The organism is Pelagibius sp., from assembly GCF_028289705.1.
GTDB lineage: Bacteria > Pseudomonadota > Alphaproteobacteria > Kiloniellales > Kiloniellaceae > Pelagibius.
The window spans coordinates 15,630-33,622 of record NZ_JANQOI010000177.1; the positions used below are offsets into that span (position 1 = coordinate 15,630).

At 64.6% G+C, this 17,993-nt stretch carries 16 protein-coding genes; 9 read left to right on the forward strand and 7 right to left on the reverse strand.

Annotated features, from left to right (window positions below):
* Positions 1 to 14 precede the first annotated feature (14 nt).
* From Q0996_RS22180 to tkt, 4 genes are all read right to left on the reverse strand, one after another.
* Positions 15 to 1,514, reverse strand: coding sequence for a tripartite tricarboxylate transporter permease (locus Q0996_RS22180; RefSeq protein ID WP_299625194.1), 1,500 nt, complete (start codon positions 1,512 to 1,514; stop codon positions 15 to 17).
* Positions 1,515 to 1,539: 25 nt separating this feature from the next.
* A complete protein-coding gene (locus tag Q0996_RS22185; protein WP_299625199.1) occupies positions 1,540 to 2,019 on the reverse strand; it encodes a tripartite tricarboxylate transporter TctB family protein in 480 nt (159 codons plus the stop codon).
* Positions 2,020 to 2,046: 27 nt separating this feature from the next.
* A complete protein-coding gene (locus Q0996_RS22190; RefSeq protein WP_299625202.1) occupies positions 2,047 to 3,024 on the reverse strand; it encodes a tripartite tricarboxylate transporter substrate binding protein in 978 nt (325 codons plus the stop codon).
* Positions 3,025 to 3,184: 160 nt separating this feature from the next.
* Entirely contained in the window at positions 3,185 to 5,170 is a 1,986-nt protein-coding gene (gene tkt / locus Q0996_RS22195) for a transketolase (protein ID WP_299625204.1), read from the reverse strand.
* Between the two features lie 172 nt (positions 5,171 to 5,342).
* On the opposite strand from tkt, the gene Q0996_RS22200 reads away from it, so the two are divergent.
* Genes Q0996_RS22200 through Q0996_RS22210 form a run of 3 tightly spaced genes read left to right on the forward strand, consistent with a single transcriptional unit; the run spans position 5,343 to position 8,005 of the window.
* Complete coding sequence (locus tag Q0996_RS22200) at positions 5,343 to 6,197, forward strand: transketolase (protein WP_299625207.1); 855 nt, start codon at positions 5,343 to 5,345, stop codon at positions 6,195 to 6,197.
* Positions 6,194 to 7,225, forward strand: coding sequence for a transketolase C-terminal domain-containing protein (locus Q0996_RS22205; RefSeq protein WP_322096781.1), 1,032 nt, complete (start codon positions 6,194 to 6,196; stop codon positions 7,223 to 7,225). The genes Q0996_RS22200 and Q0996_RS22205 overlap by 4 nt, the downstream gene beginning before the upstream one ends.
* Positions 7,226 to 7,252: 27 nt before the next feature.
* Positions 7,253 to 8,005, forward strand: coding sequence for an SDR family NAD(P)-dependent oxidoreductase (locus tag Q0996_RS22210; protein WP_299625212.1), 753 nt, complete (start codon positions 7,253 to 7,255; stop codon positions 8,003 to 8,005).
* A 63-nt stretch (positions 8,006 to 8,068) separates the two neighbouring features.
* Here Q0996_RS22210 and Q0996_RS22215 read toward each other — a convergent pair whose 3' ends face one another.
* The 3 genes from Q0996_RS22215 to Q0996_RS22225 all read right to left on the reverse strand — a co-directional run bounded on the left by Q0996_RS22215 (position 8,069) and on the right by Q0996_RS22225 (position 11,563).
* Positions 8,069 to 9,058: a LysR substrate-binding domain-containing protein gene (locus Q0996_RS22215; RefSeq protein ID WP_299625213.1), complete on the reverse strand. Its 990-nt coding sequence runs from the start codon at positions 9,056 to 9,058 to the stop codon at positions 8,069 to 8,071.
* A 268-nt stretch (positions 9,059 to 9,326) separates the two neighbouring features.
* Positions 9,327 to 10,517: a mandelate racemase/muconate lactonizing enzyme family protein gene (locus Q0996_RS22220; protein ID WP_299625214.1), complete on the reverse strand. Its 1,191-nt coding sequence runs from the start codon at positions 10,515 to 10,517 to the stop codon at positions 9,327 to 9,329.
* 137 nt (positions 10,518 to 10,654) lie between these two features.
* Positions 10,655 to 11,563, reverse strand: coding sequence for a LysR family transcriptional regulator (locus Q0996_RS22225; protein ID WP_299625215.1), 909 nt, complete (start codon positions 11,561 to 11,563; stop codon positions 10,655 to 10,657).
* Between the two features lie 322 nt (positions 11,564 to 11,885).
* Between Q0996_RS22225 and Q0996_RS22230 the strand changes: the two genes are divergently transcribed.
* The 6 genes from Q0996_RS22230 (at position 11,886) to Q0996_RS22255 (ending at position 17,884) form a co-directional block, all read left to right on the forward strand.
* The gene (locus tag Q0996_RS22230) at positions 11,886 to 12,986 is read left to right on the forward strand and encodes a PotD/PotF family extracellular solute-binding protein (protein ID WP_299625216.1); all 1,101 of its coding nucleotides are present in this window, start codon (positions 11,886 to 11,888) and stop codon (positions 12,984 to 12,986) included.
* Positions 12,987 to 13,059: 73 nt separating this feature from the next.
* Positions 13,060 to 13,989 carry an ABC transporter permease gene (locus Q0996_RS22235; protein WP_299625218.1) on the forward strand — a complete coding sequence of 310 codons (930 nt, stop codon included), beginning with the start codon at positions 13,060 to 13,062 and terminating at the stop codon, positions 13,987 to 13,989.
* The gene (locus tag Q0996_RS22240; protein WP_299625219.1) at positions 13,986 to 14,771 is read left to right on the forward strand and encodes an ABC transporter permease; all 786 of its coding nucleotides are present in this window, start codon (positions 13,986 to 13,988) and stop codon (positions 14,769 to 14,771) included. The genes Q0996_RS22235 and Q0996_RS22240 overlap by 4 nt, the downstream gene beginning before the upstream one ends.
* Positions 14,768 to 15,901 carry an ABC transporter ATP-binding protein gene (locus tag Q0996_RS22245; protein WP_299625221.1) on the forward strand — a complete coding sequence of 378 codons (1,134 nt, stop codon included), beginning with the start codon at positions 14,768 to 14,770 and terminating at the stop codon, positions 15,899 to 15,901. Before Q0996_RS22240 ends, Q0996_RS22245 begins: the two co-directional genes overlap by 4 nt.
* A gap of 59 nt (positions 15,902 to 15,960) precedes the next feature.
* Complete coding sequence (locus tag Q0996_RS22250; protein ID WP_299625223.1) at positions 15,961 to 16,935, forward strand: ornithine cyclodeaminase; 975 nt, start codon at positions 15,961 to 15,963, stop codon at positions 16,933 to 16,935.
* On the forward strand, positions 16,901 to 17,884 hold the full coding sequence (locus Q0996_RS22255; protein ID WP_299625225.1) for a LysR substrate-binding domain-containing protein: 984 nt from the start codon (positions 16,901 to 16,903) through the stop codon (positions 17,882 to 17,884). Before Q0996_RS22250 ends, Q0996_RS22255 begins: the two co-directional genes overlap by 35 nt.
* Positions 17,885 to 17,993 lie beyond the last annotated feature (109 nt).

Consider the following 17,993-nt stretch of genomic DNA (forward strand, 5'->3'; position numbering starts at 1 on the left):
CTGGTATCCGTTTCCTATCGTCCTGCCGTGGAGGTGCCGACCCAGCTCCTGACCGCCTGCACGATGGGCCATACGAAAAGGGCGAAGGACGCGAAGAGAAGCACGAGGCTCAGCGGCGTGGTCAGGAATGCCACCACGTCGCCGTCGCTGGCCATCAGGCCCGAGCGGAGGCTCTTCTCCGCGATGGGGGCCAGGACGAAGCCGATCACCAGCGGCGCCATGGGAAAGCGGGCGCGCTCGAAGAGCAGGGCTGCGAACCCGAAGGCGATCATCACCCAGACATCGAACATCCGGTTGGTCGTCGCGTAGACTCCGACCACGCAAAACACCAGGATCACCGGCAGAATGCCCTGCTTCGGCAAGCCGATCAGCCGGCTGATCGGCCCCGTCGCATAGATCATGGTGAGCAGCATCAGCACGCTGGACACCAGAAGCGTCGTCACCAGCGTCCAGGCGACGGGCGCGTTGGTGATGAACAGCATCGGCCCGGGGGCGATGTCATGCATCATCAGCGCGCCGATCAGAAGCACGTCGACCACGCTGCCGGGGATGCCGAGGGTGATCAGCGGGATGAGCGCGCCGCCGACCGAGGCGTTGTTGGCGCTCTCGGAGGCGACGATCCCCTCCTCGGAGCCTTGGCCGAACTCCTTGGGCTTGCGCGAGAGCACCCTTGCGGAGGTGTAGGCCACCACCGAGGCGACATTGCCGCCGACGCCCGGCAAGATGCCGACGATGGTGCCCAGGGTCGATGAGCGCAGGATCAGGTTCCAGAAGCGCTTCACGTCCGCGAAGGAGAACAGGAACTTCCGGCTGTGGCGGTACTGCGGTTCGCCTGCCCGGCTATCGAGGTCCAGGATGTCGCCCAGGATCGGCGCCACGGCGAAGATGCCCACCAGGACCGGCAGGATGTGAAAGCCTCCGTTCAACTGCCAGAACCCCATGGTCAGCCGCGTCACCCCGGTGGTGGGGTCGACGCCGGGCAGCGCCAGGATGATCCCCACGGCCCCCATGATCAGGCCCTTGAGCATGGACCCGGAGCTGACCGAAGAGATCAGCGCGAGGGCCAGCACGACCAGCGCGAAGAGCTCCGCCGAGCCCACCTTGATCGCCACGTTGGAGAGCGGCTTGGCGAGGATCGCGAGCGCCAGCCAGCCGAAGATGGATCCCGCGAAGGAGGCCGCGATGCCGAGGCTGAGGGCGCGCTGCGCCTGGCCCTTGCGGGCCAGGGGGTAGGCATCCAGCGTGGTCATGACGTTGGACACCGTGCCCGGCGTGCGCATCAGGGTGGCCGAGATCAGGCCCCCGGTGATCGATCCGGTATAGATGGCGACGAGAAGGACGACCGCGCTGACCGGCTCCATGTAGAAGGTGATCGGCAGGCAGAGCGAGATCAGCATGGTCCCGCTGAGACCGGGGATCGAGCCTACGAAGACGCCGCCGACGGTGCCGACCACCGCCAGCAGAAAGAGCTGCGGTGCGAAAAGCCCGATGAGCGATGCGAGAAAGCCGTCCACCGGTCCCTCCCTGAACGGCGCGCGATCAGATGTCGATGTAGAAGACGGTGGAGGACAGGAGTTCGATGGCGAACCCCAGCGCCAGGCCGATGAGGGCGAACAGCCAGGCCTTGCGCAGATTCCGGAACAGCAGCGCCATGGACAGCGTCACGAAGAGGCAGGTGCTGGCCGTGAAAGGAAGCGCCTTCTCCGAGACCACCCAGACATAGAGGCTGATGCAGACCAGCATCAAGGCACAGTCCAGGAAGCGGCGGTTGACCGCCAGGCCCTGCCCCAGGGTCCGACCGCGGCGTCTCAGCGCCGCGGCGCCGATGGCCAGGTTCAGAACGCAAAGGCCGATCAGGCAGAGGCTGATGGCGACCGGCGCGAACCTTGCGCCGAGGGGTTCGAAGGCGTTGTCCGGGATCGGTTGCGCGACGGCATAGATCAGGCCGCCGGCTGCAATGAGAAACAGCGTTAAGGCGATTTCGAGAAAGAGAGCGGGCTCATTCCTGTGGTCCGGCATGATCCTGCTCTCTTTCCCCGGTGGTGCTTACTTGTTCTTCAGCGCAGACTTCGCCTTTTCGGCGATCGGCACGATCTTCTCCCAGGTGGCCTCGATGTCGGCCACGAGTTCCGGGCCCTTCAGGAAGTCGTCCGTCAGGCCCTTGGCGTCGAGCCACGTCTGCATGTCGTCGCTAGCAATAGCCTTTTCCAGCGCGGCTGCAAATCCGTCAATGGCTTCCTGCGGCGTGTCCTTCGGCGCGAACCACCAGTAGTCGTAGGTGATGCCGGCTTCGACGCCCGCTTCCCTGAACGTCGGGATTTCGGGCAGGGCGCCCAGACGGGCGGGGCCGGAGTACCCGAGAACCCGCAGTTCGGGGTCTTGGAAGGTCAGGATGTCCTGAGAGGTCATGATGCCGGCCTGGATGTGGCCGCCCTTGAGCTGCGGGTACTGCTTGCCGCCGCCGCCGACCTGAACCAGCTTGAAGTCGGAGCCCGGCCAGGCATCCATCAGGTCGATGTAGGTCAGGTGATTGATCGCACCGAGGTTCACCCCGAACTTGATGTCGTGGTCGCCGACGGTCGCCGCCATCAATTCGGGAAGGGTCTTCCACGGCGAGGACTGGTTGACGACGATGGTCAGGCCGAAGTTCGAGGTCTTGGCGACCGGCGCGTAGTTGCGCCATGACACGCCGGAATCCGGGTTCACCACCTCGGCCGACATCAGTGCGGCGTGGAGGAACAGGAACGTATAGCCGTCCGGCCTGGCGTTCTTGGCTTCCGTGGCGCCGACCGAGAAGTGGCCCTCGACGTTCACCACGTTCACGGGCTCGGACAGAAAACCGTTCTCGGCAAGAACGGCCGAGAACTTGCGCGTCAACTGGTCGGGCGAGCCGCCCGGCGAGTAGGGCACGATCACTTTGATCGGACGTTCGGGCCAATCGGCCTGCGCGGCTCCGATGCCGGACATTGCGAGGCCGACCGAAATGGCGCAGGCGCCAATGACGGTCTTGATCTTGTTGGACATGGTTCCTCCTAGTGCATTTGATCAAGCCTCGGGACCGCGACGGCGCGGGCTTCCCCAGACAAGATCCTCCTCCCATTCCCGGCCACGTTCTCCCATGCCCCGGGCTCATTCCAGTCAGAAAATTTAAAACGTTTGTAAGATGGGCTAAAAGATCGGCCTGTCAGCGGGCCGAGGCGGCGCGCAGCGGAACCAGCGCCCTGCCGGTCTCGGCGATGCGCTCTGCGGTAATGCCGAAATGCTCGTAGAGCGCTTCGCTGCGGTCCGACGCACCGAATCCGGTCATGCCGATGAAGCGGTCCTCGGGGCGCAACCAGCGCTCCCAGCCGAAGGAGAGCGCGGCCTCGATCGCGATCCGGGGCGCGCTCCCGAGGACCTCGGCGCGGTAGCGCTCGTCCTGCGCCTCGAACAACTCCCAGCACGGCATGGAGACGACGGCCGCGCAGATGCCTGCCTCGGCAAGCAACCCGCGCGCCTCCATGGCGAGACCCACTTCCGTTCCGGTCGCCAGCAGCGTCAGATCGCGCGGACCGTCGCCGCCGCTGAGAAGGTAAGCGCCCTTGCGCGTCCGGTTCTCCGTCGCCGTCCGGCGCACCGCCCGGGCCGGCTGGCGCGAGAGTGCGAGAAGGCTGGGACCGTCCCGCGTTTCCATGGCGATCTGCCAGGCCTCCGCCGTTTCCACCGCGTCGGCGGGCCTGAAGACACGCATGTTCGGCATGGCCCGGAAGCTCGCCAGGATCTCCACCGGCTGGTGCGTCGGCCCGTTGCTGCCGACACCGATGGAGTCGTGACTGAAGACGAAGAGCGCCGGCAGGCCCATCAGGGCGGCCATGCGCATGGCCGGGCGCTCGTAGTCCGAAAAGGCGAAGTAGGTGACGTTCACCGGACGCAGACCGCCGTGGGCGGCGATGCCGTCTGCCATGGCGCCCATCAGGTGTTCGCGCACACCGCAGTGGATGTAGCTTCCGGAGCGGTCGGACGCTGTGAAGGCCGTGCGGCTGCGCTTGTGGTTGGTGGGCGCTTCGAGGTCGGCGCAGAGCACCAGCGTCTCCGGCAGCACCTCGGCGAGCGCATCGCAGACGTCGCCGGAGGCGAGGATCGTCGCTTTGTCCTCCGCCGCCTTGGCGGCGTTGGCGGCAAGGCGCGTGGCAAGCGCACCCCAATCCGCGGGCAGGCGGCCCTCGCTCCAGGCCCGGAACGCCTCCGCCTGCGGATAGCTCTCCAGCTGTGTCTCCCAGGCGGCCCGGGCGGCGGTGCCCCCGGCCATGGCGTTCTGCCAGTGCCGGCGAACCGCGTCCGGGATGTCGAAGGCGGCGTGGGGCCAGCCCAGCGCCTGCCGCGCCTCCGCGGAATCCTCGGGCGTCAGCGGCGCGCTGTGGCCGCCGCGCAGGCCCTGCAGGCGCGGAATGCCCCGGGCAATGACGGTCCGGCAGGCGATCATCGAGGGGCGCGGATCGGCTTTGGCCGCGTCGAGGGCGCTGGACACGGCCTCGATATCGTGCCCGTCGACGGCTTCGACGTGCCAGCCGGCGGCCCGAAAGCGCGCCGGCACGTCCTCGCTGATGGCGAGCGCCGTGTCGCCGTCGTCGGTGATGTGGTTGTCGTCCCAGAGGAAGGTGAGCTTGCCGAGTTGCAGGTGGCCGGCGAGGGAGATCGCCTCCTGCCCGATGCCTTCCTGAAAGCAGCCGTCGCCGACGAAGGCCCAGGTGCGGTGATCGACGAGATCGGGACCGAAACGGGCCGCCAGGCGCGCCTCGGCGGCCGCCATGCCGACGGCGCAGGCAATGCCCTGGCCCAGAAGGCCGCTGGTGATCTCAATGCCCGCGTCCTGTTCGATTTCAGGATGGCCCGCGCAGACCGACCCCAGACGCCGGAAGCTCTTCAGCGAGTCGAGCGAGACATGCTCATAGCCCGAAAGGTGCAACAGCGCATAGAGCAGCATCGAGCCATGGCCGTTGGACAGCACGACCCGGTCGCGGTCCGGCCAGAGCGGGGCGGTGGGATCCACTTTGAGATGGCGCGCGTAGAGCGTTGCCGCGATCTCCGCCATGCCCAGAGGTACGCCCTGATGGCCCTCGCCAGCATTAAGGATCGAATCGAGTGCGAGGAAGCGGATCGCGCTCGCCATGTCCTGGATGCTGGCCGTCATGTCCTCCTCCGGGGCCGCCTCGCGCACAATATGACGCACTACGCGCTGATTAGCCCGCTTTGCCGGCTGGCGGTATTAAGTTTTGCTTAACAACTGTTGAATGTTTCGCAAATTTCATCCCTGCTTTGACGTGCTAGCACTCTCAGTCGCCAATCCCGAAGGGGAGGAGATTATGACGCCGCCCGACCGCTCCGGTCGCAGGTCGAACGTTTCGCTGGAAGAGCGTGCGCTGAACATACGGCGCAAAGCCCTGCGCATGGGCGAGATTCAGGGCCAGGGATATATCGGCCAGGCGCTGGGCATCGCGGATGTTCTGGCGGCCACCTACTTCCACGCCCTCGAATACCGCCCCGACGATCCGGAGTGGGAGGGCCGCGACCGCTTCCTGCTGTCGATCGGGCACTATGCCATCGCGCTCTACGCGGCGCTGATGGAGGCCGGTGTCCTGCCGGAGGAGGAGATCGAGACCTACGGGATGGACGACAGCCGGATGCCGATGTCCGGCATGGCCTCCTACACGCCGGGGATGGAGATCACCGGCGGATCGCTGGGCCACGGGCTCGGCATTGCCGTCGGCATGGCTATGGGACTGCGGCGAAAAGGGAACCCCGCCCTCGTCTACAACCTGATGTCGGACGGCGAACTCGGCGAGGGCTCCACCTGGGAGGCCGTCATGTCGGCGGTCCAGTGGAAGCTCGACAACCTGATCTGCATCGTGGACTTCAACAACCAGCAGGCCGACGGCCCGACGCGCGATGCGTTGGCCGTCGCCGCGGAACCGCCGAAGTGGGAAGCCTTCGGCTGGCACGCGCAGGAGGTCGACGGCAACGACATGGATGCGGTGGTGGCCGCGCTGGACGCCGCGCGCGCCCTGGCCGAGCCAAAACCGCGCGTGATCATCTGCAACACGACCATGTGCAAGGGTGTCGACTTTTTGGAACGGCGCGAGATCACGCATTTCGTGCGGGTCGAGCCGGACGAGTGGTCCAAGGCATTGGCCGTTCTGGAGGAAGGGAAGCCGCAATGACTCTTGCGTCCATGGCCCGCAAATACGAGGCGCGCAAGGCCCCGGAGCGGAAGGTCGCCACCTCGGCCATGATCGCCTCGCTGGCCGCCGAGGGCTACGACACCGTCGCCGCGCCCTTCGGGCATGCGCTGGTCGAGGCCGCGAAGACCGACGACCGCATCGTCGGGCTGTCGGCGGACCTGTCGAAATACACCGACCTGCACGTCTTTGCGGATGCCATGCCGGAGCGGTTCTACCAGATGGGCATGGCCGAGCAGCTTCTGATGTCGGTTGCCGCCGGCATGGCGCGCGAGCGGTTCCTGCCCTTCGCGACGACCTATGCCGTTTTCGCCGCGCGCCGGGCCTATGACTTCATCGCCATGGCGATCGCCGAGGAGAACCTGCCGGTCAAGATCGTCTGCGCCCTGCCCGGCCTGACCACCGGCTACGGGCCGAGCCACCAGGCGACCGAGGACCTGGCGATCTTCCGGGGCCTGCCGAACATGACGCTCATCGATCCCTGCGACGCCGTGGACGTGGCCGGGATGGTGCCGGCGATGGTGGCCCATGAGGGGCCGGTCTATGCCCGGCTTCTGCGCGGCAAGGTGCCCAGCGTCCTGACGCGGCACAGGCCTGACTACCGTTTCGAATTGGGGCGCGCGCAGGTGATCCGCGAGGGCGGCGACGTTCTCGTGATCTCCTCGGGCATCATGACCATGCGCGCGCTCGACGCCGCGGAGAAGCTGGCCGGCGACAGGATCGACGTCGCGGTGCTGCATGTGCCGACCATCAAACCGCTCGACGTCGAGACCATCCTTGCCGAGTCCCAGGCGGGTGGACGGCTGGTGGTCACCGCCGAAAACCACACGGTGAACGGCGGGCTGGGCGAAGCGGTTGCAAGGGAGCTTCTGACCGCCGGCGTGGCGTCGCGGTTCCGGATGATCGCTCTGCCCGACGAATTCCTCGAAGCCGGCGCCCTGCCGACGCTTCACGAGATGTACGGACTCTCCGTCGACAGGGTCGCCGCGCAAATCAAGAGCTGGCTGTGAACCGGCCGCGAAAAAGGGGAAACGCCCATGGGGCTACTTGAGAACAAGTTTGCGATCATCACCGGTGCGGCCAGCCCGCGCGGGCTGGGCAGGGCAACCGCGGAGCTTTTCGCCGAACACGGCGCGACGGTCGCGATCCTGGATCTCGACGAGGATCAGGCCAAGGCCGTGGCGGCGGAACTGAACGGGGGCCATATCGGCCTTGCCTGCGACGTGACTGACAAGCAGAGCTGTGAGCACGCCGCAGCCGCACTCAGGGACAAGTGGGGCCGCATCGATATCCTCGTGAACAACGCGGGGATCACCCAGCCGTTGAAGGTTATGGAGATCGCGCCCCAGAACTACGACGCCGTCACCGACGTCAGCCTGCGCGGCACCCTCTACATGAGCCAGGCGGTGATACCGACCATGCGCGCGCAGAAATCCGGTTCCATCGTCAATCTCTCCTCGGTCTCGGCGCAGCGCGGCGGCGGCATTTTCGGCGGCCCGCATTACTCGGCGGCCAAGGCGGGGGTGCTGGGTCTGACCAAGGCGATGGCGCGGGAACTGGCGCCGGACAACGTGCGCTCCAACGCGATCTGCCCGGGCTTCATCGCCACCGACATCACCGCCGGCAAGCTCACCGACGACATGCGGGCACAGGTGCTGGCGGGCATCCCCATGGGCCGCGCCGGCGAGGCGTCGGACGTCGCGGGCTGTGCCCTCTTCCTCGCATCCGACCTGTCGGCCTATTGCACCGGCACCGAGGTCGACGTGAACGGCGGCGCGCTGATCCACTGAACGCAGGGCCTGTGTAGCCTTCACCACCGGGCCGGAACCAATTCGCCGTCAGTCGAGAACGCTTCAGTCGCTGTGCTCCGGCGCCTCGCCGAGCAAATCGCCCGCGGCCACCTGTCGGAAATGGCATCCCTTTTCCTGCAGCAGCGTTCTGACCCGGTCTTCATGATCCGTGCAGGCCGCTTTCAGCCAGTCGAAGAAGCGGCTGACGATTCTGCGGTTGAAGTGGCGCGGCGGACAGACGAACCAATAGGCGGGAAAATTGACGACCGCGAAATCGGTGCAGAAGGGCACCAGTTCGCCGCGCTCCAACTCCGGAAGGCAGAGCGACACGCTGTCGAGCGCCAGGCCCCCGCCTTGCTTCGCCATCTCGATGGCCATCGATGAACGGTCGAAGCGGAAGGGATAGACGAGGTCCGGCAGCTTGATGTTGTTCGACGCCAGCCAGATGTCCCAGCGGTACAGCATCTTCACGCTGTCGATCAGGCGCGCCGCCGCCAGTTGCTCGGCGGGGTCGTCCGATACAGCGCGCAGCTTTTCGAGGTATTCGGGGCTGCACATCGGCAGAACGGAGTCGTTCATGAACTGCTCGACCGCCAGGCCGGACCAGCCGCCGGCCCCGTAGCGCAGGTCGAAGTCGATCACCTCGGTCTCGAAGGCGGTGAAGTCCGGCGCCGCATCGATGCGGATGTTCCATTCCGGATGGGCCGCGGCAAAGCCTGCGATCCTGGGACCCAGCCAGCGCACGCCGAAACTCGGACTGACCCGGATGGTCACGCTTCTGAGATCGCGCTGCCGTCCGATGGCACTGCAGGCATTGCGCAGCGCGCCGAACGACTGGGACGTGGTCTGGAACAGGCGATCGCCATCCAGGGTGAGGATCAGCCGCCGTTTTTCGCGGCGGAAGAGCCGCGCACCTAGTTGCGTCTCCAGGACCTTGAGCTGCTGGCTCACGGCGGATGCCGACACCTGCAGTTCCTCGGCCGCCTTGGTCACCGTGCCAAGCCGTGCCACCGCTTCGAAGTACTCCGTGGCTTTTAAGTTGATATCGCGCATCGACGCCCGCTTTCATTGTCATCGAGGGCATCGTTGCGCCATTCGAACAGGAGAACAACGGTGTTGTCGTCGCCACCCCGAAGATCAAATCGGAGACGACAGGCCCGGCCCGCCGATTTCTTCTCTGCGATTGCCGAAAACAGGGAGAAAACATGGTGGGCGCACTAGGACTCGAACCTAGGACCCGCTGATTAAGAGTCAGTCGGCTTCAATACACAGTGAAACGCGATGGAACGCGGAGTCCGGCAGGCAGGCAAAGCTTAGCGGTTCAGCCGAAACCGATGCTCTCGCTGCGCGCCTCCGGTTCGACCCGCGCCCACAGGCTGGAGGCCCGCATTGACTTTGTCAGCGTCGCGCCCAGACCGGGGTCCGTGGGCAGCGGCATCAGACCGTCCCGGACGCGCAGTTCCAGGGGGTCGTCGATCACCGGTTCGAAGCCCGGCTCCTTGTCGAAGTCGGGAAAGCACTCAAGAACCATGAAGTTCGGAATGCAGGCGCTGAGCTGTGCGGCGATCACGGTCGCCAGCGCACTGCCGTAGTTGTGCGGCGCGACCCGTGCGTTGTAGATCTCCGCCAGGGCGGCGATCTTGCGCCCTTCCATCAGGCCGCCGGTGTTGCAGATGTCCGGCTGGACAATGGTCACCGCACCGCTCTCCAGGATGGGGTGGATGCCGTAGCGCGTGTAGTGCCGCTCACCCGCGGCCAGTGGGATCGAGGTCTTGCGACTGATCAGTTCGAGCGCCCTCGGCAATCCTGGGTCGACGGGCTCCTCGATGAAGGCGACGTTGAGCGGTTCGATCCGCTTGAGAATCCGGCCAAGCTGGTCCGATGTGAGCCCTCCGCCGAAGTCGAGCATGATGTCGACGCGCTCGCCGACACGCTCGCGGATCCTGGCGATCCGGTCATAAACCCTGGTGTCGATGTCATCGGCCGCCCGGCGCCGTGAGGGATGGCGGATCACGGTGTCGGGGTCGTGCTCCCCGAGCGGATAGTACTTGAGCCCGCGATAGCCGCGGGCGACCATCGCCGCAGCGGCTTCGGCGTAGTCGTCATCGGTCCGGCAGTCGTGCCACCAGCCATTGGCATAGACGGGCAATTGGTCGGTGACGACCCCGCCGAACAGCTCATAGACCGGAACGCCGAGAGCCTTGCCCTTGATGTCCCACAAGGCATGCTCGATGCCGCTCAGCCCGGCCATGGCGATGGCGCCGCCGCCCTTGGTCCAAAAGCCGACATCGTAGATCGTATTCCAGATCAGTTCGATTTGCGCCGCGTTCTTGCCGATCACGAAACGCGTCAGCATTTCCTCGGCCATGGCGGCTGCCGCCTGCGTGCCCGCGCCATAAGCGATCCCCACCTCGCCGATGCCGGAAATGCCGGCGTCGGTCTCGATCTCCACGATGACCGCGCGCCGATACCCTGTCTTCGCGACGAAGATGTTGGCAGCGGTTATCAGCAAGGGACGTACTCCTTCGTTCGCAGGGTTGCCGCATGGCTGCCGCGCTGGCCGCGAATCTTCAACGGTTCCCGGTATTTGGCAATTGAATTTGTTTCCGCCCAACGGACCTCTTTGGAATATATGGCACAGAGCCGAGGTCAGAGCATAAGGTCCAGGTCCCGTTCCTCGCAGCGCATCTGTTCAATGAGCCATGCGCGCACGGCCTGGACGATCGGGCGCTGGTTCGAGGTGACGAAGTGATAGTTCCGGTCAGTCACCATGACCGCGTCGCTTGCCTTCTTCAGCATACCGTCGAGGATCAGGCGCGAGGCGACCGACGTCCAGGCCAGCGCCACCCCTTGTCCGCTCAGCGCGGTCTGAATGACCACGGAATAGTCCGAGAAGGCGATCTTGTCGTTCTGTTGCGGCAGAGAGATCCCGGTCGCGGCGGCAAACTCGCTCCATCCGAACCAATGCTCGGTCAGGTTGATCAGTGTATGCGGCCGGCGCGGCCGCTCCAGTGGCCCGTGACGCTCCAGATAGCCCGGCGTAGCGACCGCCACGACACGTTCGCAGGTGAAGCGGCCCTCCAACCGCTTACTTGCCTCGCCCTCCGCCACGCGCAGTCCAAGATCGCAGTTGTGCAGCGGTCCGCCGACGGCCCCGGGCATAAGCTGGAACTGCAGATCGGTTTTCGGGAAGCGCTCGCGGAACGCGCCATAACGCGGCATGAGCCAATGGGTTGCCATGCCTGAGGAAATCGAAAGCATGACGACATCGCGGGTATCGTCGTGGGCCTGAATTTCTTCCAGCGCGTCCTCGATTGCCATGAAGGCGCGTGTCGCCACGCGGCTCAGCCGCTCTCCGCTGGGCGTCAGTTCGAGCTTGGGTCCGGCGCGCATGAACAGCGCCTGCCCGATGTGGCGCTCAAGCCGGGATATGGCGTGACTCACGGCAGGCTGGGTGATGTTCAGTTCGCGCGCGGCCCGCGAAAAACTGCCCAGCCGGGCGGCGGCTTCGAAGGTGAAGAGGGCCGAGGCGGATGGCAGACGCCGTCTAAGTTGCATGACTCAATTTTATACTCAGGATGAGACTTTTGCACCTTTTCTCCTGCTCAGGCTGGTGGGATCATTTCCGATAACCAACCGAAACCATGCCATGAATTCGGCAGTGACCAGCGGAGCGATGGCGCCTGATGGCGCGGCGGGCGGCCTATCCTGGCATTAATGGTTTCGGCTCAAGCATCGGGAAAATGCATCTTGCCGAGGTTAGCAAAGAGGCATGTTGTGTAGGGCCATGCCCCTTCGCGCGACGGCCCGGCAAGGAATCCATCCCGAACAAGCCACTAAGGGAGGCCGGGGAGGCCGTTCCATCGACAAGGAGGCAGCGATGAAAGACCAACTTACCCGTCGAAGGATGATACAAGGTGCCAGCGTTCTGGGCGCGACCGCCCTGGCTGCACCGGCCATCATCGGCAGAGCCCGCGCCGAAAGCCGGAGCCTCAACGTCTGGTCCTATGACGGCTTCATCACGGATGCGTTCCGCGAAGCCTTCTCCGATCAGACCGGTATCGACGTCAATGTCAGGCTCGTCAGCGACCAGGCGGAGCAGTTCAACCTGATGGCTGCGGAAAAGGGTGACTTCAGCGCCGATATCGTATGCGTTGCCGGGCACCGCTTTTACCAATTCATCGATGCCGACTTTCTGGAACCCATCGACATGGGTCAGCTCGATAACTGGTCGCTGGTGCAGACCGAGTTCGCCAAAGCCGAATGGGTGTCGCGCAGAGACCGCGTCTGGGGTGTGCCGGTGGTCGTGGTCAGCACCGGGCTGATCTACAACACCGAGGTGCTGGACCGCCCGACGAGCCTGTCAGCAATGTTCGATGAGGCGAATACCGGAACGACCAGCTACCAGATCCAGGACTTCTTTCCGCTGGTGATGAATTACCTTGGCTATGACGGAACCGGCAGCTCTTATGCCGGCAATACCGATATCGCCCAGCGCGCCGTCGATGCAACGCGCGACTTCCTGATCGAGCACAAGAACAAGGTGCGCCGCTATTACGATGCCGCCACGGAAGTCCAGCAGATGATGCTGACTGGCGATGTCGCCCTCGCCGCCGGCAGCTCCGGCCCAGCCGCGCAGCTCATTCTCGAAGGCTTTCCGGTCGGCTTCACGATTCCGCGCGAAGGCGGACTGGCCTACGCCTATGGCTTCAACATCGCCCGCAACGCCAAGAACATGGAGAACGCCTACGCATTTCTGAATGCGCTCTTGTCCTCACCCGAGAACGGCGCAGCCATGGTGCGTTCGACAGGTTTCAACTCGGCCATGAAGGGTGTCGAAGAGCTGTTGACGGATGCCGAACGCAAGGTCCTGTCGCTGAGCGACGAGGAGCGAAGCCATTTGACCTGGGTGGACGTCGAGACGGCTGCCTTCATCTTCGACTTGGTCGACAAAGCGGCCGAGGAAATCCGCGCGGCATGACCATCTTTACGCCCACCCCGCGCATCCGCGGCACCCTGTCCGCGGATGCGGCGCGGGCGCTCATCGGCCGCCAATGACACGGCTGCTCGTCAGCGCACGGCAGTTCGGTCCTTATCGCAGTGCGGTAGACACGCTTGCCCGGCTGCCCGCACTGCGATTTGCCCTGATCGCCGCCATCCCGATTGGCTGGATTGCAGTCGCCAATCTGGCACCTCTGGCGCAGATGGTGGCGATCAGCTTCCAGGACCGCTATCCGCTTCCGCCGGGCGAGCCGACCCTGTGGACGCTGAACCACTATGCCGCCTTCTTCGAGACGCCGCATTATCTTGCCGCGTTCATCCGCTCCTTCGCTTTTGCCACCCTGGCGACGCTGCTTACGCTCGTCGTCATGTTTCCGATCGCCTACTACCTCTCCAAGGTTGCGCCCCGGGACAGGCGCATTCGGCTGCTGCTGCTGGTGATCGCGCCGTTCTGGATCAGCGAGATCGTCCGCAGCTTTGCCTGGATCCTAATGTTGGCCAATCGGGGGGCGGTGAATTCTGCGCTCGGCCTTCTCGGCATTCCCGGCGCGCCACTCGATTTGCTCTACAACAACGTCTCTCTGACCATCGGCGTTCTCTACCTGACCTCGCTCTATATGCTGCTGCCGCTCTACGCGGCCTTGGAGAAGATCGACGGTTCCCTGCTCGAAGCGGCGGCCGGCCTTGGCGCATCCCCTCTCAAACGGCTGTGGCGGATCGTCCTGCCGCTCTCGCGCGACGGGATCGTAGGCGGCTGCACGCTCGTCTTTCTCCTCGTCATCGGCCTCTATGCGATGCCGCAGCTCCTTGGCGGACCGGACGACACGCTGTTTGCGGCCACAATCGGTTATGTGTTTTCCCGCGCGGGCGACTCCTGGCCGCTCGGCAGCGCTTTCTCGATGATCCTGATTGGTGTCGCGCTGGCCTATGTGGGCCTGTTTGCGGTCCTGTTCCGCAGCCGAAAGCCTGCGAGGCCGACATGAAGCGGCTCTCCGGCACTGCCCTCCCGATCTGGTTCTGGCTGTTTGTGGTCTACCTCTTCCTGCCGCTCTTCGTCATGGCGGCGATGGGCTTTCGCGATTCCAAGTTCATCGCCTTTCCGATCCATGATTGGACGACAGCCTGGTATCGCAGCGTTCTGGCAGACGAGGAAATCCTCTCCGCGCTCTGGATTTCGCTTCAGGCCGCCCTCTACTCGACGGTCATCGCCGTTGCGATCGGCCTGCCGATGAGCTTTGTCGTGGCTCGCACGCGGGGGCTGTTGCGCGGACTGATGATCGCCGCAATCGTGTTGCCGGCGTTCCTGCCCGTTGTCGTTTCGGCCATTGCCATCCGCATGTTCCTGGGAAACCTGGGCCTGGAAACGGGCATTGCCGCCATCTCTTTCGGACATGCGATCAGCTCGGTCCCTTTTGTGGTCATCATGCTCCTGACCCGGCTCAACGCGATGAGCGAGAACATGGCCGATGCGGCGCGAAACCTGGGTGCCGACGATCTCATCGTCCTGTTTCGCATCGTCCTGCCCTTTCTGGCACCGGCGCTGTTCGGCGCGATCATGTTCTGCCTGCTGTTGTCTTTTGAGGACTTCGTGCGGTCATTCTTCCTCGGCGGCAACAAACCGACCTTTCCGGTCTTGCTCTATGCAAAGCTGCGGTTCGGTTTCGATCCAGGCCTTGCGGCGATCTCGACCATCGTGCTGATTGCGAGCACGGCACTCGGGCTCTATGCGGAGCGCCATATCAGACGCCGAAAGCTGGGCCGATGACCAAGCCCATCCAAATGAAGGAGCTGAGCGTGAGCCAGCGCCATCCGGCCATCGAGCTCCGAAACCTCGTCAAACGCTACGGCAACCATGCCGCGGTCGACGACGTCTCGCTCAGCGTCGAGGCCGGTGTCTTCGTGACCCTTCTTGGCCCCTCGGGTTGCGGCAAGTCTACCTTGCTGCGCTCGATCGCGGGATTCGCGACGCCCACCAGCGGCAGCATCGTCGTCGACGGCCGCGACATCACACATGAACTCGCCTACCGTCGACCGGTCAGCATGGTCTTTCAGGACTATGCCCTCTTCCCGCATATGACCGTTCGGCAGAACATCGCCTTCGGCTGCGAGATGCAGGGCCAGGCGCAAGTCGCCATCGACGAGCGCTGCCGGCAGATGCTGGCGCTCATCCACCTGCCCGATGTCGGCGACCGCTATCCGGCCCAGTTGTCGGGCGGCCAGCAACAGCGCGTCGCATTGGCACGTGCCTTGGCACCCGATCCCGTATCGTTGCTGCTCGACGAACCTCTGGGCGCGCTCGATCTGAAGCTGCGCCGCCAGATGCAGCGGGAACTCAAGCACATCCAGCGGCAGACCGGAAAGACCTTCGTCTTCGTCACCCACGATCAAGAGGAGGCGATGTCGATGTCCGACCGCATCGCGGTCATGCGCGAGGGCCGCATCGAACAGATCGGCAAGCCGAAGGAGATCTATCGCAATCCGGCAACGGCGTTCGTCGCAGGCTTTATCGGCGACGCCAATATGGTTGGCGCCCGCGTGGTAGAGGCCGGCAGCGAGACGCTGCTGCTGGAAGTTGCCGGCCTCAGGTGGCCGGTGCCCGCTGCCCGCGTAACCGCCCCCGCCATGCCGGCAGCCGGCGCGTCGGTCATGATCGTGATCAGACCGGAGGATATGCGCGTTTCGGGACGCAGCGGCGAAGAGGATCTGGTCCTCACCGCCCGGCTTAAGGACCGGACCTTTCTCGGTGGCCGGGTGCGCCTTGACCTTTGTGCCGAAGACGGCACGGCGCTCATCGCCGAAGCCCGCCAGCAAGTCTTCGAGCAGATTGCCGAGGTGGTCGAATTACGCTGCGCTTCTTCGGACGTGGCGATCGTACCCGCCGCCAGCGATCATTGAACGGTATGGCTGAAAGCACGCAGATACGGGTCTAAGAGCGAACAGATGGGAGACAAGCGATGGAAGTGATCGGTGCGGAACGGGTGCATGAACTCCTCGAGTTCGAGGGACTCGTCGCGGCGCTGCGCAAGGCGCACCTCGGCGGCATGCCGAAACATACCGACCGCACAATGTACTCCGAGCCCAACCCCAGTGGCCATCCGGACAATTTCATCATACTGCCAGCCTGGCAGCCGGGCGAGGGGATCCTGGCCAAGCTCACCACCTCGTTTCCCAACAACAAGGTCCGCCACGGCGTGTCAAACGTCAACTCGACCTATGTCTTCATGAACGGTGAGACCGGCGTAACCGAGTCCGTCATCGACGGCGAGGCCATGATCTTCCGGAAAACCTCATCGGACTCGGCATTGGGGTCCTCCATTCTGTCCAGAGAAGACGCCGAGACCTTCCTGATGATCGGCGCAGGCAACCTGGCGCCCTATCTCGTCGAGGCGCATCTGACGGTCCGGCCGAACATCAAGACCGTCAGGATATGGAACCGGACGCATGAGAACGCGGTGAAGCTGGCGCGGCTTTTGGGCGAAAAGGGTGTGTCGGCCAAGGCAACCGAAGATCTCGATGTCGCTGTCGCAAGCGCCGATATCATCTCGAGCGCGACCATGGCGAGCAGCCCGCATCTCAAAGGCGCCCTGCTCAAGCCCGGCGCGCATGTCGATCTGGTCGGCTCGTTCACGCCGGAGATGCGCGAGGCCGACGACGACGTTCTGCGCCGTGCCACGGTCTTCGTGGACCACCGCCAGACGACCGAACGGTCAGGAGAGTTTCTGGGGCCCTTCGAGCGCGGAGTGATTGCGCTGGATGACATCAAGGCCGATCTGTTCGAGCTCTGCCAGGGTCGCGCCGAAGGGCGGCAGTCGGCAGACGAGATCACAGTGATGAAGAACGGCGGCGGCAGTCACATGGACTACTATGTCGCCAAATACCTCGTGGACCGCCACAATGGACGCGAATTCTCAACCACCTGCTCAAGCTGAGCCGGCCGAGGAGATCGAGGAAACAGGCGCGGCCAAAGTACCGCCGTTGGCCGGGCCCCGCCGGGCAGTGCCCTCGATCTCCGGGCTGATCGCTTTTGAGGCTTCGGCGCGGCATCTGAGCTTCTCCTATGCGGCGCGGGAGCTGACCTTGACACAGGGCGCCGTCAGCAAGCGGGTCCGCCAGCTCGAGCACGTTCTCGGTGTATCGCTGCTGGCACGATCGCGGCGCAAGGTGGTGCTCACCGAGCATGGCGAACGCTACCTGATCCACGCCCGTCGCGTGCTCGGCGAAATCCAGGCGGCCGCCCAGTCGCTACGGGCCGACAACGAAGGAGCGTCAATCACCCTCGCCGTCCCCCCGGAAATCGCCAACTATTGGCTGATGCCGCGCCTCGGCGACTTTCATGCCTGCCACCCGGACGTCGCCGTCAATCTGGTTTCCTGGAGACCCACGGAGGACGCGGCGCGGCCGGGCGGCTTTGAATGCGCAATCTATTGCGTCGAAGATCTGTCCGCATGCGTTTCCGCCGTGGTGCTGTTCGCGGAAGAGCTGTTGCCGGTCGCGACACCGCGGTTCCTGGCTGCCAATCCGATAGCCATGCCCTCCGCGCTGCTAGGAATGCCGCTCATCCAGCAAAGCAGCCGCCACGGCCTTTGGCGCGACTGGTTCGCCGCGCTTGGCCTCGACTCCGACGGCCGGCTGGATGGCAGCAGTCATGACTGCCTGTCGCTGGTGATCGAGGCGGCGCTCAACGACCATGGCGTGGCGCTGGCGCCGGTCCATGCCGTGCGCGATCTTCTCGACCGCGGACGGCTGCACGCCATCTTCGACGCACCGATCGCCACAGACCGCAGCTATGTGTTTGCGGTCCATCCTGCCTTTGTGGAGCAGATAGCGGTCCGCCAGTTCCGACATTGGATTGCCCAAACGGCGGAAACGTCCCTGTGACGCTTCGGTAGCCGCGGCATGATGCGTTGCTCATGAGCGAGAGCCAGGGGCAAGATTACACCAGCTGAGCGATCCGGATCCCAGACAGCGGACGTCCTGGTCAATCAAG

Excerpts from the sequence above, each read along its gene's own strand:
- Q0996_RS22210 (WP_299625212.1), top strand. The coding sequence starts at position 7,253 with ATGGGGCTACTTGAGAACAAGTTTGCGATCATCACCGGTGCGGCCAGC.
- Q0996_RS22205 (WP_322096781.1), top strand. The coding sequence starts at position 6,194 with ATGACTCTTGCGTCCATGGCCCGCAAATACGAGGCGCGCAAGGCCCCG.
- Q0996_RS22245 (WP_299625221.1), top strand. The coding sequence starts at position 14,768 with ATGACCAAGCCCATCCAAATGAAGGAGCTGAGCGTGAGCCAGCGCCAT.
- Q0996_RS22230 (WP_299625216.1), top strand. The coding sequence starts at position 11,886 with ATGAAAGACCAACTTACCCGTCGAAGGATGATACAAGGTGCCAGCGTT.
- Q0996_RS22250 (WP_299625223.1), top strand. The coding sequence starts at position 15,961 with ATGGAAGTGATCGGTGCGGAACGGGTGCATGAACTCCTCGAGTTCGAG.
- Q0996_RS22255 (WP_299625225.1), top strand. The coding sequence starts at position 16,901 with ATGGACGCGAATTCTCAACCACCTGCTCAAGCTGAGCCGGCCGAGGAG.
- Q0996_RS22200 (WP_299625207.1), top strand. The coding sequence starts at position 5,343 with ATGACGCCGCCCGACCGCTCCGGTCGCAGGTCGAACGTTTCGCTGGAA.
- tkt (WP_299625204.1), bottom strand. The coding sequence starts at position 5,170 with ATGACGGCCAGCATCCAGGACATGGCGAGCGCGATCCGCTTCCTCGCA.
- Q0996_RS22240 (WP_299625219.1), top strand. The coding sequence starts at position 13,986 with ATGAAGCGGCTCTCCGGCACTGCCCTCCCGATCTGGTTCTGGCTGTTT.
- Q0996_RS22235 (WP_299625218.1), top strand. The coding sequence starts at position 13,060 with ATGACACGGCTGCTCGTCAGCGCACGGCAGTTCGGTCCTTATCGCAGT.
- Q0996_RS22215 (WP_299625213.1), bottom strand. The coding sequence starts at position 9,058 with ATGCGCGATATCAACTTAAAAGCCACGGAGTACTTCGAAGCGGTGGCA.
- Q0996_RS22225 (WP_299625215.1), bottom strand. The coding sequence starts at position 11,563 with ATGCAACTTAGACGGCGTCTGCCATCCGCCTCGGCCCTCTTCACCTTC.
- Q0996_RS22190 (WP_299625202.1), bottom strand. The coding sequence starts at position 3,024 with ATGTCCAACAAGATCAAGACCGTCATTGGCGCCTGCGCCATTTCGGTC.
- Q0996_RS22185 (WP_299625199.1), bottom strand. The coding sequence starts at position 2,019 with ATGCCGGACCACAGGAATGAGCCCGCTCTCTTTCTCGAAATCGCCTTA.